The organism is Levilactobacillus tangyuanensis, assembly GCF_003946545.1.
GTDB classification, from domain to species: Bacteria; Bacillota; Bacilli; order Lactobacillales; family Lactobacillaceae; genus Levilactobacillus; species Levilactobacillus tangyuanensis.
This window is the reverse complement of sequence record NZ_RHOA01000001.1, coordinates 81,637-97,924: the sequence shown is the minus strand read 5'-3', so window position 1 is coordinate 97,924 and position 16,288 is coordinate 81,637. Positions and strand designations below refer to the sequence as shown.

Below are 16,288 nucleotides of genomic sequence, written 5' to 3'. Positions count from 1 at the left end.
CTATGTAGTTGCTAGATACCCCGACTAATAAGTCACCATGCCGAACCATAACACAACGGCAATAACGGCAATGGTGCCCGCTACTAAGAACGTGAAACAGCCGAAATAGTCTCCCTCGAAGGCGCCATGGTAATCGTCATCGTCTTTTTTCAATTTGCTTCTCCCCTGTGCATTGTGTCTAAGCATCGCCAACGCTAAGTCTAAAATTAAAGCAATCAGCGCCTACTGCTATTTTACCGAACCCGTAAACCCAAGTCTATATATAAAGAGAAAAGGAACAATGCGTTAATTATGCATATTTATTCATTTCGGCCGTGAATTTAGCCTCTTTATAATTATATTTATTTTCCACCCCTTTCCCGGTTATTCCTTCTACTAATTGTCTTTAATAATTTTCAAACGCTTCCCAATCAATCCCAGCTTTCTTTGTTGACAAACCCAAACCGCCTGGTTATGATTGGAGCCATATTAAACATATACGAACGCCTGACTAGGAAGAGTAGCGATTCCCGCTAAGTTTAGAGACCACCGGTAGCTGAAAAGGTGGCTTACAACGGAACCGCGAAGATGAACCTGGAAGCAAGTCATCGGTGCAAGCTGACGACTCGACCTGAAGCCCGTTACCGCTTCCGACTTTTGGCAACAGAAGTTACGGAGATGGTGGGCGCGAGCTCCCCATAAAGCAAGGTGGTACCGCGAGTAAAATCGTCCTTATGTGATTAGACATAAGGACGATTTTTATTTAAGGAGATGTTTGGGGATGCAACGTAAGGGAACGATTCTAACTATTGCAGCACTAAGTGTATTAACCCTGGCTGGATGCGGTAGCCAGGCGAGCGGCCAAACGGGCAGCGGTAAGTATGCCGCTAAGCAGGAACTGAATTGGACCGAGCCATCCGAGCTCGCCTCCTCCGACCTGGCTCAGGCCACCGACACGTTGAGCTTTACCGTCCTGCAAAACACCCAGGAAGGTCTCTACCGATTGAACAGCAAAGGAACGCCGGCCAACGCGCTGGCCACTAGCACCAAGATTACCAACGGTGGCAAGACCTACACCTTCAAGTTGCGCAAGGATGCCAAATGGTCGAATGGCCAACCCGTGACCGCCAAGGACTTCGTCTATTCCTGGCAACGGACCTTAGCGCCCAAGACGGCCTCACAGGATGCCTTTTACCTCTATCAGGTTGAAAATGCCGAGGCCGTTAACCAGGGAAAGAAGCCGCTCAACGCCTTGGGGATCAAGGCCCACGGGGATTACAAGTTGACCGTTCAGTTGACCAAACCCGTCCTCTACTTTAAGAAATTACTGGCCTGGCCGCTCTTCTACCCATTGAATCAAAAGGCCGTCGACCAGTATGGTAAAAAATACGGCACGAGCTCGGCCACGACCGTCTACAACGGGCCCTTCCGCCTCAGTAAATGGAACGGCACCGGTAAATCCTGGACGCTGGCCAAGAACGCCACCTACTGGGATAAGAAGTCCGTCCGCCTCGACAAGATTAACGTGGCCGTGACCGAAAGTACCACCACCAGTTACAACCTCTTCAACGCTAGGAAGACCGACGAGACGCTACTCAGCGGCCAACAAATCAAGAACAACAGCAACAGTCAGGACTTTGTGAAACGGTTGCCAACGGGATCACAACGACTAGACCTGAATGAGAAGAAGGTCGCCGCGCTCAAGAACGCCGACGTTCGGAAGGCCTTATCGTTGGCCATCGACCGGCACCAATTGGTCAATGACGTCCTGCAAGATGGCTCCGTGGCCGCCAAGGGTTACGTGCCGGCTGGCATGGGCAACAACCCTAAGACAGGCGAAGCCTTTAACCAAGAGGCGACCACCGCGACCGGGACGTCTTACGATCTCAAGCAGGCCAAGGCCTTACTCGCTAAGGGACTCGGCAAGAAGCCGTTAGACCTGACCCTCTCCGTTTCGGATACCGATACCAGTAAGCAAACGGCCGAATTCGTCCAAAGCTCGCTCGAAAAGCTCCCCAACGTTAAGGTCACTATCAAGACGGTTCCCTACGTCCAACTGATTAACCAACAAAATAACGGGAACTACGAGCTAACCCTGGCTAACTGGCAATCCGTCTTCGCCGACCCCATTAACTTCCTGGACGTCTTCGAATCCAACTCCAGCTACAATACCGGCGGCTGGAAGAACAGCCAGTACGACAAGCTCTTGGATGAGGCGGAAAATCAGGACGGTAACCAACCTAGCAAGCGCTGGACCAAGCTGGTACAGGCCGAAAAGATCTTGATGAACGACCAGGGAACGATTCCCTTGTTCCAAACGGCCAAGTCTCAGCTCTTGCGTCACAACGTCAAGGGTATCATCTATAATCCAGCCGGTGTGCCTTACGACTTCAAGACAACCTACATTGCCAAGTAACAACCACCTAACCGTAGCGTTTTGACTCATAATGACAAAATAGGACTCAACCAGCACACCCCATGTGCATCGGTCGAGTCCTATTTTTCATCTACAATCCCTGATCAATCGAATATCGACGCCACCGGCAGCTTATGGCTACGGACGGGGCTACGGAAGAGATAATAGTTTTGGCCATCGATGACCGCCTTTAGGGCCGTCATCTTTTTGTGACGAACCTTCACGTTGACCTGCTGCTTGCTTAAAGAAAAAACGGGCAGGCTGCCCATTGTCTTGCTACTTTTCACTAACAGTTTGTTTGACTCCTTGGCATATGAGACTGGCAGTGACAAGGTCCCCTGCCAATGGCGAGTCGTCAGGTTTTTATTCCGCGTCGTATACGATCGGACCGTGAATTTCTGCTTGGCAAACGTCATCTTGTCCACAACGTACTGGTTATGCTGCTGATCATCGGCCGCATTGCCGACGTAACCGTACCAGTCCCCCTGGTAGCCACTTGGCAGGCTAACCGCCTTGCTGGCCGCTTGGGCCGTGGTCCCATTGCCCAACACGATGACTCCCAAAATCGCGAGGCCTAAAATCAGTGCCCGAAAAAATTTTTGCATCGTCATTACCCCTTTTAATCGCGTTTAATCCCGACAGCCGCTCCAGATAGGTTTACGCCGTCGGCTACTTAACTATCTAAATATAGGCTAACGGATTTAATGAAGCAATAACTAATTAATCGTGAGCAAGAGGCTCCTAAGGACGGGTCCAGTCGTTCATATAGACACTTGCTCACATTTGTCTATATGAAACAAAAAGCGTCGCAGCCGGCGGCCACGACGCGTGAAATTTCAGTTTTAATCAACGGGAAACAGTGGCAGTTCCGCCAGATAACTAATATCCTGACGCTTGACGGCATCCCCTTCGGCCAAGATCGCCATCCGACCAACAACCTTGGCACCGGCCTTTTCGACCAGTTCTTCGGCCGCGGACAAGGAACCACCGGAGCTGATGACATCGTCCACGATGACCACGCGCTTGGCCACCAGCCGGTCGGCGTCGGTCCCATCCAACACCAGGCGCTGGGGCGTGCTCGTGGTTATGGCGCTCACCGGCGTCGTCAGCGGTGCCCGCATGTAGTCCTTCACACTCTTGCGTAAAACAACGTACTGGGTGTGATTCGTCAACCGACTAAGCTCTTGCGCCAATGGAATTCCCTTGCTCTCCAACGTTACCAGGAAATCAAACTCGCTGGGCATTCGTTGAACCAACTCGTGAGCCGCGTAATCCGTCAGCTCGGCATCCCCCAGTAAAACGAAGGATGCGATCGCCGTGGATTCGTTGATTGCCATGACGGGGAGCTGCCGCGTCATGGGACCAATTTGAAGCTGATAGGTTTTAAGCATTCGTTATACCCCCAATCCAAGAAGTGGCAAAATGAATTTCAAGCAGGCCCCCGTCAGCAATCCAGCAAATGGATCGGCAACGGCGGTAATGACCATGGTAATGGCCGCGATCGTCCCAGATGACCCCTGTAGCGCCGTGGCGGCATTAACCGGGAAGATCACGACCGTCCCTAGAATAAAGAGGAACCCCGCGATCGAGGCACTCGGCACATACTTGCCCAACTTCGGTAACCAGCCAATCGCCAAGATCGCCGCCATGATTAACATCATCATGATCCCGGCCACCACCGGTTCGGGGGCGCTGGCCGTCGCGGAAATAATTGCTTCGACCGGGGCCCCACCGAGCAGGCTTGTTCCCATATCGGCAATCGACTGCGTAATCGTCAACAGGTTCAGGTTAACCGGATTCGGCTTCTGTCCGGTCATCTGCCCCGTAATCAGGCCGTAGGAAATATTCGCCCCAATGTTTAGGCAGGCTAAACTCAAGGCTCCCCGGACGACCCGGACGTTCATCATCGGTTTCGTAAAGATGAAGCGACGGGCTGTGACATGTTCCGGCAACTCCGCGCGGTAGTGTTCGATAAATACCGCTGCTAGGCTCGATCCCACGACGGAAATCACAATCGTCCAAACCAAATCCTTGCTCACAAAGTATGTGATGGCGGCCAAGGCTACCGACAACCAGCCGGTTAATCGCTGGTCCCGCGCCATCCCCAGGGCAATCTTAGCCAACATGATCCCCACACCGGCCATCATGCCGGCCATGATATTGGCACCCAGGACGTCTACGATTTTAGTCAGCGTTCCGGTCACCCCAATGACCAGCATGACCATCGAGCCGCCAAGAATAATGGAAGTTCGTTCGCGCAGATTACGACCCAGGTTTCCCGTCAGCGCCAGTGACTCGGCCTGGAAGGAAAGCGGCGCAACCGCCCCAAAGGCCCCGTTAACCGCCGAGGCAAAAATAAATGAAAACATGGTTGGAAAGATAGCAAATCCCAGTGACATCGCCATGATTCCTTGTGGAATGCCGTTTAACACTACCCCAATGGCCGCTAATAAGTCAGCTACCCAGTGCATAACTCAATTCTCCCCTTTGTTATGAGTCTTTATTCGTGATTCAATTTAAATAATAAGGGAATACGGCTGGCAAGTCACTAATTTTATGACCACATACGAACATTAGCTATAATTATAGTTATTAAATTCGATTATTGTTTGTCACTTAAACCAATTCGTTTCACAAAGAACCTTAATCTTTTCACAAGGCAAATACTTGTTAGACCGGGCAGGAACGGTTAAAATACAACTATTACTTAGAGTTAGTCTAACGCTAAACCATTAGGAGGTTATCATGACTTATACCATCCACGAAGTTGCCCAGAAGACGGGGATTTCTACTTACAGTATTCGTTACTACCACGACCACGGGATGCTACCATTTGTTCAACGAGACGCGAATAATAATCGTGTCTTCAGCGACAGTGACCTGGAATGGCTAAACATGATCGTTTGCCTCCGGGCCACCGGGATGCCGGTCGAACGGATTCGCCACTACATCGACTTGGTTCAGGAAGGCGAATCGACCGTTCCCGAACGCTATGAGATGATGAAGGTCCAACAGGAACGAACACTGGAAGAAATTAACCAACTACAAGAACATTTATCAACCATCAACTTCAAGGTTGACCACTACGCCGGCCTGTTGGACTCTCACGAGCCGGACAGTTTCGTTCCAAGTAACCTGCGTCAAACACCCGTCAATAATTAACCATCATCTGGCCCTGGACACCTGTCCGGGGCCTTTTTTATTGGGTTATGAAATTATAAATGTAAGCGCTTGATCTCGGGTCCGCCACATGCTAATATAAAAAGCTCATTGATTTTAAAAGGGGGGTCGTTATTTGGACACGACACCATTGCCGCACTGGCGGCGCAACATTTATTTATTTCTAACCAGTCAATTTCTGTCGGGAATCACCAGCATGGTCGTCCAGTACGCCATCGTCTGGTACCTTACCAAACAGACGGGATCGGCGACGGTTCTGAGCTTTGCCACATTACTGGGCATGTTGCCAATGGTCCTGCTGAGCCCCTTCGTTGGGCCGTTCGTCGATCGGTGGAACAAGAAGGCCCTGCTGATTGTGCCCGATATCATTGCCGCTATTTTTGCCATTATTCTTTCTATTACCGGGACGCTTCTCCCCAGCTATCCGTTATGGCTCATCTTCATCTCGCTGCTAGTACGAGCGATTGCCCAGACCTTCCAGATGCCCACCATTCAATCGATTCTGCCGACCATGGTCCCCTCCGAGGAGCTGACCAAGATCAATGGTAAGTTGGGCATGGTGCAGTCGGCCAACATGGTCATTGCGCCGGCACTAGGGGCCTTTCTCTTCGCCATTGTCCCTATCAACTGGTTAATCTTATTGGATGTGCTCGGCGCCATCATTGGCATTAGCCTGCTGACGTTCGTGACTATCCCCGAGCATCCCGTCATTGATGAAAAGGTTCACGTCCTCGCCGATGCCAAATTTGGCCTGGATAAGCTCCGCCAGACCAAGGGGCTCTGGGCCATTACCATGACCGGGGCCGCGTTCACCCTGATGTTCATGCCCGCGGCGAGTCTGTACCCCTTGATGACCATGGGGTATTTCCATGGCAACGTGGGTCAGGCCGGCCTGATCGAGGCCATTTATTCCGTAGGCATGCTGGCCGGCGGAACCATCATCGGCCTCTTCGGTAACTGGTCAGATCGAATGAAGCCCATCCTGTGGGCCACGGTCGCCATGGGGATCACCTTTGGTGGCAGCGGCCTGTTACCCGGCAACCACACCGGCTTCATTTGGTTCGTGGTATTAAATGCTTTGGCCGGCGTCGTCACCCCATTCTACAGCACCCTCCTGATGGCCATGATTCAACAAAGCTTTCCGGCCGAGCACCTTGGGCGCGTCCTGGGCGTGTTGAACTCAATGATGAGCATCACGGGTCCCGTGGGCCTAATCTTTGCCGGGCCTTTGGCCGACAGCATCGGCGTAGAAAAGCTCTTCATTATTGGCGGGATCGGTTCACTCGCCTGCGGCTTTGCCATGTGGATCATGCCGAGTGCCCGGCACTTCGATCAAGAACTCCAGGCCAAAAAGGCAGCAATCGCCACCGAAGAATCCTCTGAATAACTATCCAATCCGATTGCATAATTTGTAATCGGATTTTTGGCTTGACTTGATGAATGAATTGATATAATATTCATTCATGTCCAAATAAGGAGGGTTCCCATGGAAGAAAAACAACAACGATTATTCGATGCGGCGCATGCTTTATTTCTAACGCAAGGCTTCAAGGCCACCAATATTTCCGCCATTGCCGCGGGAGCCAACGTGGCGGTGGGCACCTTCTACAACTTCTATCAATCCAAGACCGCCATCTTCATTCAGGTCTACAACGCCGAGAATGACCGGGTTAAGCGGACCATTCTCGCTAATGTTGACTTTGACCAGGCGCCTAATCCCCTCATCAAAACCATTCTCAAACAAATCCTTGACCAATCCGCCGACAACCGGATTCTTCAGGAATGGTTTACCAACGCCAAGTTGAATGCCATTATCGCCAAGACCAATGCCGTCACGGTCGAAGACAGCTTCATCTATGCCACCCTGGTCGCCCTCATTGATCGGTGGTTGGCGGCCGGCCTGCTCAAGTCGACGATGACCAAGGACCGGGTTCTCAGCCTGTTCAACGCCTTAACGGTCGTAGATTTCCACCAAAGTGAAATTCAGACTGACGACTATTTTCAATTGCTGGGCGACCTCATCGACGGTATCCTACTAAAAATTCTAAAATAACCAGGGATGGCTATTTTTTTAATCACAAATGAATGAATTTCCAAATTATTCATTCACATTCAAAAGGAGTTCTCCCTTGAAAAAAATTATCATCACGATCCTCGTCATTCTTGTCGCCATTGCCGTGATTGGCGGGAGCCTGACCGCCTGGGCAATCGGCAGCCATCGGCGCCTTAATCTCACCCGCTTCACCGCAACGTCATTAAGCACCCAAACCCAAACACTTTCGCAGTCACCCAAACGAATCCGTTTTGACTTACGAACCGCCGTCGTCAGGATTAAACCCGGCCGGACTAACCAACTCACACTCACCAATGCCGGATCGAACCAATACCAGACGAATCAGACCAGCACGTCCTGGTCGCTCACGGAAAAACAGGTCAACCGGCATCAATTCGAAATCGCCCAATCACCAACCATCACCTTGACCCTGACCGATCCCCGGGCGATCCAACAGCTGACCATTAACCAACTCAACGGCACCCTAAAGCTGACTAATCTGACGACCCATGACCTCTCAATCCATCATCACAACGGCACCACCTTAGCTCAAGACTTGACCCTCACCGGGGCGGGCAAGCTGACCAAGAACAATGGCCAAACGACCATTCACCACCTTACCAGCAATGGGCTGGCCGTCACCATCAGGAATGGCCAATTCAAGTTGAACGGCCACAGTGCCGGTCGCCATTACCACCAGTCTGGTCACCATCCCTTGCACATCACCAGTGGTTCTGGTCAGGTGAGTGTGACCCAATAAAAAATGAGAGTGGAACAAAAGGCGGTTAGCCGGCGAGCATTAAGGCTGCTAACCGAATAATCCTGGTCTTGGATTGTTTGGTTAATAGTTTTAAGCGGAACCGGGTGCCTTTTTTCGCATGTTTCGGCCATATAAATGGGTACACGAAAACAGAGTCTGGGGTTTTGTCCCAGACTCTGTTTTGCGATTAAGTCATTTCTATTCGCGAAATTAATATTTTAGAGCTTTTGCTCGAAACCTTCCATCGGTGCCGCCTGATTTTGATAGTCGGCCGCAACCTCAGGATCGGTCGTAAAGTGCATGACCGAGTAGAAGGCCGTGTTTAAGTAACCCTGCATGGCACGAGGAATCTTCAGTTCATCCATTTCAGATGGTGACAATTGGTAACGAATGCTGGCTTCATCTCCGTCGGTAACCTTTTCATACCACTGAGGTTCGCGAATCATCTCACGACCCATGGCCACCAAATCGGCACCCATCGCCAGCACGTCATCGGCGTCGGTGGGCGTTTCAACCGATCCCACGCCAATCAACGGCTTACGCCCGGCCAATTGCTTGACCAATTTCGTCATAATCAACTCGTGGTCTTCCGGATTATTCAGTGACGTCCGGTGAGCCGATCCCATAGAGACGTGAACATAATCCACCGCTGACTCGGCCAACTGGTCCACGAAGTCCAGGCTATCTTCTAAACGGATCCCTGGCGTTTCGATCTCTTCCGGTGAAATCCGGTATCCCAGCAAGAAGGGCCGGTCGGCGGTCTCGACGATCGTGGTGTTCACGCGGCTAATCACCGCTTTGGCAAAGGCCATTCGACCATCCCGGTCGCCACCCCATTTGTCCGTCCGTTGATTAGAGTTCGGAGAGAAGAATTGCTGTAACAAATAGGTATTGGCCCCATGAAGTTCAACACCATCGAACCCGGCCGCAATCGCCCGGCGGGTGGCATCGCCAAACGCCACAATAATGTCATCAATTTCGGCGGCGGTCAATGCCCGGGGTTCCTGGGAATCTGGTGGGAAAACCGCCTTAACGGCACTGGCACTAACCGGCTGCTGGCCCCGCAAGATCTGATCGTTTGACTTACGACCGGCGTGGAAGATTTGCAGAATCGCCTTGGTCCCATTTTGCTTCATCGCTGCGGCCAACTTGGTCAATCCGGCGATGTCGCTGTCGTCAGCAATGGATAACTCGCCCTCGAAGCCCTTACCGCTGGCAGTGACGTTCGCCACCTCACCGATAATCAAGCCGATACCCCCGGCGCGGGCACTGTAAAACGCAATTTCATCATTCGTGACCTTGCCATCATAAAAGCTGGACATCGTCGTGGTTGGCGACATCACCATGCGGTTCTTTAAGGTCACACCATTGCTAAACGTATAAGGGTTCATGAATTTATATTTCATCAGTCGTTCCTTCTTTCTGCGAGGCCATACAGGTCGCTAATGCGGTTAAGACGGGGGACAGGCTTTCCCCAGTTGCCGTGAGCTGCCACAATCGGTGTTGTTGATCGATCGTCACCAATTGCCGCTGCCGTAATCGATACAGTCGGGGATAAACCTGCCACCGTTGCCATCCATGGAACGGGTGCCGCAATTGCGTCAGGGTCCGCGGCCCCGCCAACAACGCCAGCATTAATTGCCATTCCACCGGATGGTTGACCATGGACTGGGTGGTTTTTAAGCCACGAATTTGAGTTTCCATTGGCCACCTCCTTAAACAATATCCTCAGCATACCCGGTCTCGATCCACAAAAAAAGAAGGCACTTTAAAGTGCCTTCTGCTTAATTTTCTAGTAATCGACTGAAGCCCCCGTGATCGTTGGTAATCTCCACGTCGGGTAGATCGCTGGCCCGTTGCTCACCCCAAATGGACATCTGGACCAGAATCTGGCCCAGTGACCGTCCAAGTGGCGTCAACGAATAGGTGACCTTAAATGGGGCCTGTTCCCCGGTAATCTGGCGATCGATGATGCCATCTCGCTCCAGTTCCCGAAGTTGTTGCGTGAGCACCTTTTGCGAAATATCCGGTAGCTTTTGCCGTAGGTCGCAGGTCCGTTGGGGACGGTTCCCTAAGTGGCAAAGTAGTTGCGGCTTCCACTTACCGCTAATGATTTTCAGAGTGGCTTCAACGCCATTATTAAATGTCTGTTTCACGATGCGACCTCCCGGCTTTTTTGATTATTTTACGCGCTATGGTTCTTTTTGGGTAGTAGGCACTTTTTAGTAACCATGTAATGACATCCCACTTCGTCGCATAGCTTCAAGAAAAAAGAATAAGGTCAATACTAATAACCATGATTTGACTATCCAAATTATTGGTGGCTTGTGAAAATACTCATCACGTTCGATCAAAAAGCGCCGCAAAGATTGTGAAAAATCATCTTTGCGGCGCTGGTTTTATTCTTCTGTCGGAACCACCATTACGCTGGTATCGACAATCCCAAACTGCCGACGCAATGCGCCCTCAATATTTTCGCTCAGCCGATAACTATCCTGAACCTCCATGTGAGCATCCACGGCAATTGTGGTATCCACGGTCACGACATTCCCATTGTAGTGGGCCTTAAGTTCCAAGACCTCGTTAGCCGCCGGAAATTCACCCACGGCCGCTCGGAATTGATCTTCTAATTTAGGATCGAAATAATCCGCCAAGTTCAGACTACTTTCACGGAATATTTTGACACCGGCCGACAGGATGAACAGGCCAACGATCATACTAGCCACGCCATCTAGCCATTCAACCTTAAAGACCATGGCCCCGCCGATGGCCACCATCGTTCCAATACTGGTGACCGCATCACTCAAACTATCTTGAGCGGCCGCGATGAGCGCGGCACTCTGTAGGCGTCGACCGCCGCGTTTATTCATCCACCAGATACCCAGCATGATCACCGCCGCAATGCCGGCACCGACCAAGGTAATCGGCTTAGGAATCTCCTGGTCGGCATGGCTCATCAGGCTCCGCACTCCACCATAGATAACGCTAATGGCGATCACAATCATGACTAATCCCGTAATCATGGTGAAGACCGTTTCATAGTGAAAACGCGTGAGTTGGAGCCGTTGACCACTGTGCTGCGATTCCTCTGGCAGCGGCCGGCCCATCAAGTCATCGTCATCAATATCGCGGGCAATGTGAATACCGACTAATAATAAGACGGACGCAATAATCCCCGATAAATTATTGAATGCATCCGCCCGCAACGTTTGCGAGTGACCCACGATGGCCAAGTAAAATTCAATGACCGAAATGGCCAGGTAAGCCACCACATTTATCCAGAGATGGTTCTGGGCACCCTTTAGCTTCTTCAATTCTTGTTGTTGGCGTTCGTGCCAGGCAATGGTTTCCTGACGCCGATGTTCGTCAAATTCGTTCATGAGCAGTCCCTCTTATCCCCTAAGATACTGTCCATTATAATCACTTTTGTTGGATGAGTACTAGTCTTATTAGAATTCCCCGCCTACGGCGGGTGGACGGCGTCCCCTGGGGCAGACCTGAAGCCTAAAGCCCAAGTCTTCAGGGCAACTTTGGACCTCACAAAACCCGTGAGTTTCAAAGATTGGCCCGTGTCCTAAGCTAGGAAGATCGCCTAGCTAACGACACCGACACGGGACGCCGTCCACCCACCTCCAGCTTCAAACTGTCTTTTAAATCATCAACCTGAATCGCTACATACGGAAGCGAGCTTACCCCGACAAACTATCTAAAAATTAATAAGGTCACTTGCCTTGTACAGGACAGAAAGACTTGCCAGCGAAGATTGCCAAATGACTAAATTAATGAACGCAGTGAATACAATCAAATATCAGCGGTCCAACTCTGCTCAACACACGTGTCCCCATGAAACAAATCTGTCATCGGCTGATAATACCCAATCGTTACTGACAAACTAGATCTAAGCCAAAGGTGGTTAGGGGCGTAGTCCTGTGTCGGTGGTGTTTGAGCGGCTGGACTTGCCGGTCTTGGGGTGGCTTGAAAGTGAGCTTGGAGACCGCCCCTTGGCTCCAAGCGGGCCCCATAGGACGAAGCCCCTAACCGCCGTCGGCGGTCCAGTCCAACAAAGCCTAACCAACATCCGAGTCATCGTGTCCATCCAGCCAGTCAGGGGCGGCAACCACCGCTAGCAAGCTAGATCAAAGCCAAAGGTGGTTAGGGACGTAGTCCTGTGTCGGTGGTGTTTGAGCGGCTGGGCTTGCCGGTCTTACACCACGGGCCAGCTTTCGGGCCGCCCGGTCTTGGGGTGGCTTGAAAGTGAGCTTGGAGACCGCTCCTTGGCTCCGAGCGGGCCCCATAGGACGGAGCTCCTAACCGCCGTCGGTGGTCCAATCCATCAAACCCTAGCCAAGCCCTAGCCAAAGACCGCGTGATCGACCTGTTGGCCGAGGCGATTCATGGCTGGCACTTGCTGGCCAAGTTGACCGCCTTCGCTCATGGCGACGACGACCACTGCCTTGCCACCCTTAGCAAAGATGGCGGCATCGTTCTCAACACCATAGGTATCGAATTCCCCCGTCTTGTTATAAACCGTCCGATCGGTGGGAACATCCTTAGGCAACTTGCTATGGTTGGTATTTTCACTCATCAGTTTTAGCATTGCCGTGTCCGCGGAGGTCGATATCAACTGATGACGCCAAAGCTTCATCAGAACCATGCTCAGATCAGCCACCGACGTTAGATTGTCCTTACCGGCATCCAGGGCCTTCTGATCCATCATCTTGCGAACCACGTGGGTATCCTTGGCCCCCAAGTCCCGGGCATATCGGTTAACGACCCCTAATCCCCCAACCTGCCGGAGAGTAATATTCGTTGCCGTGTTATCACTAACGGTCATCATATAATGTAATAATTGTTGGTTGGTCACGGTCGTTCCGGCCGCCATACCTTGCAGGCTACCCGTCCCACCAACCTTGTCGGCATCCCGTAACGTATAATGCCCACTGAGTTGATACTTTCCCTGGTCCACCTGATGATAAACCGTCGCCAAGATAAAGACCTTGATATCACTGGCGGCTCGTTGCGCCTGGTTATGCCATTGATAGTGGTCATCGGAAAAACTCGTCGCAATCGCGACCGAGTTGTGACCCTTCAGTTGCCCCATCGCCTGTTGGGTGATGGTCTTGAAGGGATAATCCTTACTCGTTTGTCCACTTGTCTTAACTTTTTTTGCCGGCTTGGTCTTCGCCTTTTTAGTTGAATGCGAGGCGCTAGAACGACCGGCCGACTGACTTGTTGAGCGTGCCGGTGCCGGTTTAGAGGTTGCCTGGTCCCACCAGAGTCCGCCACCAACCAAGACCAAAATGATGGCAACGATTCCCGCTAATCCACGTTTCTTCATTATCTTCACTCCTAAAAGAAAAGCCCGAGACCACCGTCCCGGGCTTCATTTTGTTCACACTGACTTTACTGAATCCAAACTTCGTTGACCAGGTCGCCGTGGTAAGAATTGCCATCGGTCAATACACTGTCACCATCATAAGACGTGTAGCCGTAGTACGTTTCGTGTTCCCCATTATCCCAAGTCACATCGATTTCAACGTTAGCATTAATCTTCTTGGTGTCATTCGTATTCGTCGTCACGTCGTAAGACAGAATACCACTTTGACTAGAACCGGAAGCGACCGCCGTCCCGTAGAAGGCCGAACCATCATTGTTGTGTTGAACGACGGACCCATCGGAACTAATCGTCAGGTCGGATTGTTGCCGATCGCCATCCTGGTTGTAGAAAATATAGTCCCCGGTGAACTTAGAGAAGCTACTGAAACTGTTATTAGTTCCCGTCGAAGTCGTGTTGTTATTAGACGTGTTATTCCCATTATTGGTCGACTTGGAAGACTTGTTATCCTTCAATAGGAACTTGTCGTTACTCTTCTGCAAGTGGAAGTATTCGGACTTCAATGAACCGAAACCCTTCTTGCTCAAGTCTGCAATATCAATACTACTTAGCTTCTTGTTAGAAGCCTTATAGTGGCCGTCGGCGTTCAGTGATTGGGCATCTTTAATAATAACCTCGTCTTGAGCCAATTGGCTATTGGACGAACTGCTGGAACTGCCATTCTTATCTGCCGCACTGTTCCCAGCGGTACAACCCGCCATACCCACAGCTAAGACCGCTAAGGCCATTGTCAGGATAATTTTTTTGATTTTCATATGTATTGCCTCCGCATTTTATAAAGACCTATTATGTATAACTCTGGCACCATAGTTTCAGTTTAAGCTATTTATTATTCAACTACAATAAGTAAATACGTTTCCAGATAATAGTCACAACTATTTGTCCAATAATTCATGCGAAAAAACATGTGCTGATAGAACAATTAATCAGATCTTATGAAATTTATGATTATTTTCACGATTGCTGTTTTTATGTTGAAAACGTTAAAATAAATTTTCTTTTAAGCGAGCGATCCCTTGCTACCAGTGTATTCTACCGGTTTTTTCGTTCAACAACCAATCTTCTCTTGGAAACCTATTGCAAACTGTAACTGGTTCGTTTATAATTGCTTTGTGAAATCGGTATTAAAGATTTTCAAAACTTCTGAAAGAAGGTATTTGTATAATGGCTGATCGTAGTTATGACTTTCTGATGCCCAGCGTCAACTTTTTTGGCCCTGGTGTAATCTCTAAAATTGGTGACCGTGCAAAGATGTTAGGAATGAAGAAACCGGTAATTGTTACCGATAAATTCCTGGAAAGCATGGATAATGGTGCCGTTCAACAGTCTTTGGCTTCTCTGAAGGCTGCTGGCGTCGACTACGTCATTTACAACAATGTCGAACCAAACCCTAAGATTCGTAATATTAAAGAAGTTAAGAAACTTTATGAAGACTCTGGTGCGGACTCCATCATTACTATCGGTGGTGGTTCTGCTCACGATACTGGTAAAGGTGCCGGCATTATCTTGACCAACGGCGACGACATTACTAAGCTCGCCGGGATCGAAACGCTCGACAACCCATTACCTCCATTAATTGCTGTTAACACGACTGCCGGGACTGGTTCAGAATTGACCCGTCACGCGGTTATCACTAACGAAGAAACTCACTTGAAGTTCGTTGTCGTTTCATGGCGGAACATTCCGTTAGTTTCATACAACGACCCTACTTTGATGCTCGATGTTCCTAAGGGCTTAACTGCTGCTACTGGGATGGACGCCTTCGTTCAATCAATCGAACCCTACGTTTCCGTTGACCACAACCCTATCACCGACTCACAATGTATCGAAGCTATCAAGTTAATTGAAACTTCCTTACGTGAAGCCGTTGCTAACGGTCACAACCTGGACGCACGGACTAAGATGGTTGAAGCTGAAATGTTAGCCGGGATGGCCTTCAACAACGCCAACTTGGGTTACGTTCACGCCATGGCTCACCAACTTGGTGGCCAATACGACGCTCCTCATGGTGTTTGCTGTGCATTGCTCTTACCTTACGTAGAACAATACAACATCATTGCTTGCCCAGAACGCTTTGCTGAATTAGCAAAGATCATGGGTGAAAACACCGACGGCTTATCAACTCGTGACGCTGCTGAATTGTCCATCAAGGCCATGAAGCAAATGTCAGAAGACGTTGGTATTCCTAAGTCCATCAAGGAAATCGGTGCAAAGCCAGAAGACTTCGAACTGATGGCTGAAAACGCCTTGAAGGATGGGAACGCCTTCTCTAACCCTCGTAAGGGGACTAAGGAAGACATCGTCAAGATCTTCCAAGCAGCTTACGACGCTGAGTAGAGAGTGACGAGGGGCGGTTAGCGCCTGAGCATTAACGTCCTTAAGGGCCTACTTGGCGGAGCCGAGTCGGTGCTTAAGGGGGTTAAGCGGAGGGCGTTGCCCCGAGGAACACGTTTCAGAGGCCGCCAGTCTCCCGGATCTACCATCCCCGAGGCCCAAGCGAACCCT

General features: G+C 50.5%; 16 protein-coding genes. 6 read left to right on the top strand and 10 right to left on the bottom strand.

Annotated elements, in window-relative coordinates; all coding sequences use genetic code 11:
* Positions 1 to 24: 24 nt before the first annotated feature.
* Entirely contained in the window at positions 25 to 153 is a 129-nt protein-coding gene (locus tag EKM96_RS10735; protein WP_263853523.1) for a hypothetical protein, read from the bottom strand.
* A gap of 607 nt (positions 154 to 760) precedes the next feature.
* Between EKM96_RS10735 and EKM96_RS00460 the strand changes: the two genes are divergently transcribed.
* Positions 761 to 2,395: a peptide ABC transporter substrate-binding protein gene (locus tag EKM96_RS00460; RefSeq protein WP_125638287.1), complete on the top strand. Its 1,635-nt coding sequence runs from the start codon at positions 761 to 763 to the stop codon at positions 2,393 to 2,395.
* 104 nt (positions 2,396 to 2,499) lie between these two features.
* On the opposite strand, the gene EKM96_RS00455 is transcribed toward EKM96_RS00460, so the two are convergent.
* From EKM96_RS00455 to EKM96_RS00445, 3 genes are all read right to left on the bottom strand, one after another.
* Positions 2,500 to 3,000, bottom strand: coding sequence for a hypothetical protein (locus EKM96_RS00455; protein WP_125638285.1), 501 nt, complete (start codon positions 2,998 to 3,000; stop codon positions 2,500 to 2,502).
* Between the two features lie 237 nt (positions 3,001 to 3,237).
* A complete protein-coding gene (locus tag EKM96_RS00450) occupies positions 3,238 to 3,786 on the bottom strand; it encodes a phosphoribosyltransferase family protein (protein ID WP_125638283.1) in 549 nt (182 codons plus the stop codon).
* Between the two features lie 3 nt (positions 3,787 to 3,789).
* Positions 3,790 to 4,866: an NCS2 family permease gene (locus EKM96_RS00445; RefSeq protein ID WP_125638281.1), complete on the bottom strand. Its 1,077-nt coding sequence runs from the start codon at positions 4,864 to 4,866 to the stop codon at positions 3,790 to 3,792.
* 274 nt (positions 4,867 to 5,140) lie between these two features.
* Here EKM96_RS00445 and EKM96_RS00440 point away from each other — a divergent pair, with 274 nt between their 5' ends.
* From EKM96_RS00440 to EKM96_RS00425, 4 genes are all read left to right on the top strand, one after another.
* Entirely contained in the window at positions 5,141 to 5,557 is a 417-nt protein-coding gene (locus EKM96_RS00440) for a MerR family transcriptional regulator (protein ID WP_125638279.1), read from the top strand.
* 133 nt (positions 5,558 to 5,690) lie between these two features.
* A complete protein-coding gene (locus tag EKM96_RS00435; protein ID WP_125638277.1) occupies positions 5,691 to 6,962 on the top strand; it encodes an MFS transporter in 1,272 nt (423 codons plus the stop codon).
* A 99-nt stretch (positions 6,963 to 7,061) separates the two neighbouring features.
* Positions 7,062 to 7,628 carry a TetR/AcrR family transcriptional regulator gene (locus EKM96_RS00430; RefSeq protein WP_125638275.1) on the top strand — a complete coding sequence of 189 codons (567 nt, stop codon included), beginning with the start codon at positions 7,062 to 7,064 and terminating at the stop codon, positions 7,626 to 7,628.
* A 76-nt stretch (positions 7,629 to 7,704) separates the two neighbouring features.
* Positions 7,705 to 8,388, top strand: a complete 684-nt coding sequence (locus tag EKM96_RS00425) for a DUF4097 family beta strand repeat-containing protein (protein ID WP_164510941.1) — start codon at positions 7,705 to 7,707, stop codon at positions 8,386 to 8,388.
* A 218-nt stretch (positions 8,389 to 8,606) separates the two neighbouring features.
* On the opposite strand, the gene EKM96_RS00420 is transcribed toward EKM96_RS00425, so the two are convergent.
* The 6 genes from EKM96_RS00420 to EKM96_RS00395 form a co-directional block, all read right to left on the bottom strand.
* Positions 8,607 to 9,794 (bottom strand): NADH-dependent flavin oxidoreductase, encoded by a 1,188-nt coding sequence (locus tag EKM96_RS00420; RefSeq protein WP_125638272.1) that lies wholly within the window; start codon positions 9,792 to 9,794, stop codon positions 8,607 to 8,609.
* On the bottom strand, positions 9,784 to 10,092 hold the full coding sequence (locus EKM96_RS00415; protein WP_125638270.1) for a hypothetical protein: 309 nt from the start codon (positions 10,090 to 10,092) through the stop codon (positions 9,784 to 9,786). Before EKM96_RS00415 ends, EKM96_RS00420 begins: the two co-directional genes overlap by 11 nt.
* Positions 10,093 to 10,172: 80 nt before the next feature.
* On the bottom strand, positions 10,173 to 10,544 hold the full coding sequence (locus tag EKM96_RS00410) for a winged helix-turn-helix transcriptional regulator (protein WP_125638268.1): 372 nt from the start codon (positions 10,542 to 10,544) through the stop codon (positions 10,173 to 10,175).
* 243 nt (positions 10,545 to 10,787) lie between these two features.
* A complete protein-coding gene (locus EKM96_RS00405; protein ID WP_125638266.1) occupies positions 10,788 to 11,768 on the bottom strand; it encodes a cation diffusion facilitator family transporter in 981 nt (326 codons plus the stop codon).
* A 971-nt stretch (positions 11,769 to 12,739) separates the two neighbouring features.
* Complete coding sequence (locus EKM96_RS00400) at positions 12,740 to 13,726, bottom strand: serine hydrolase (RefSeq protein WP_125638264.1); 987 nt, start codon at positions 13,724 to 13,726, stop codon at positions 12,740 to 12,742.
* 65 nt (positions 13,727 to 13,791) lie between these two features.
* A complete protein-coding gene (locus tag EKM96_RS00395) occupies positions 13,792 to 14,538 on the bottom strand; it encodes a hypothetical protein (protein ID WP_125638262.1) in 747 nt (248 codons plus the stop codon).
* A 409-nt stretch (positions 14,539 to 14,947) separates the two neighbouring features.
* Here EKM96_RS00395 and EKM96_RS00390 point away from each other — a divergent pair, with 409 nt between their 5' ends.
* A complete protein-coding gene (locus EKM96_RS00390) occupies positions 14,948 to 16,120 on the top strand; it encodes an iron-containing alcohol dehydrogenase (RefSeq protein WP_125638260.1) in 1,173 nt (390 codons plus the stop codon).
* Positions 16,121 to 16,288: the final 168 nt, after the last annotated feature.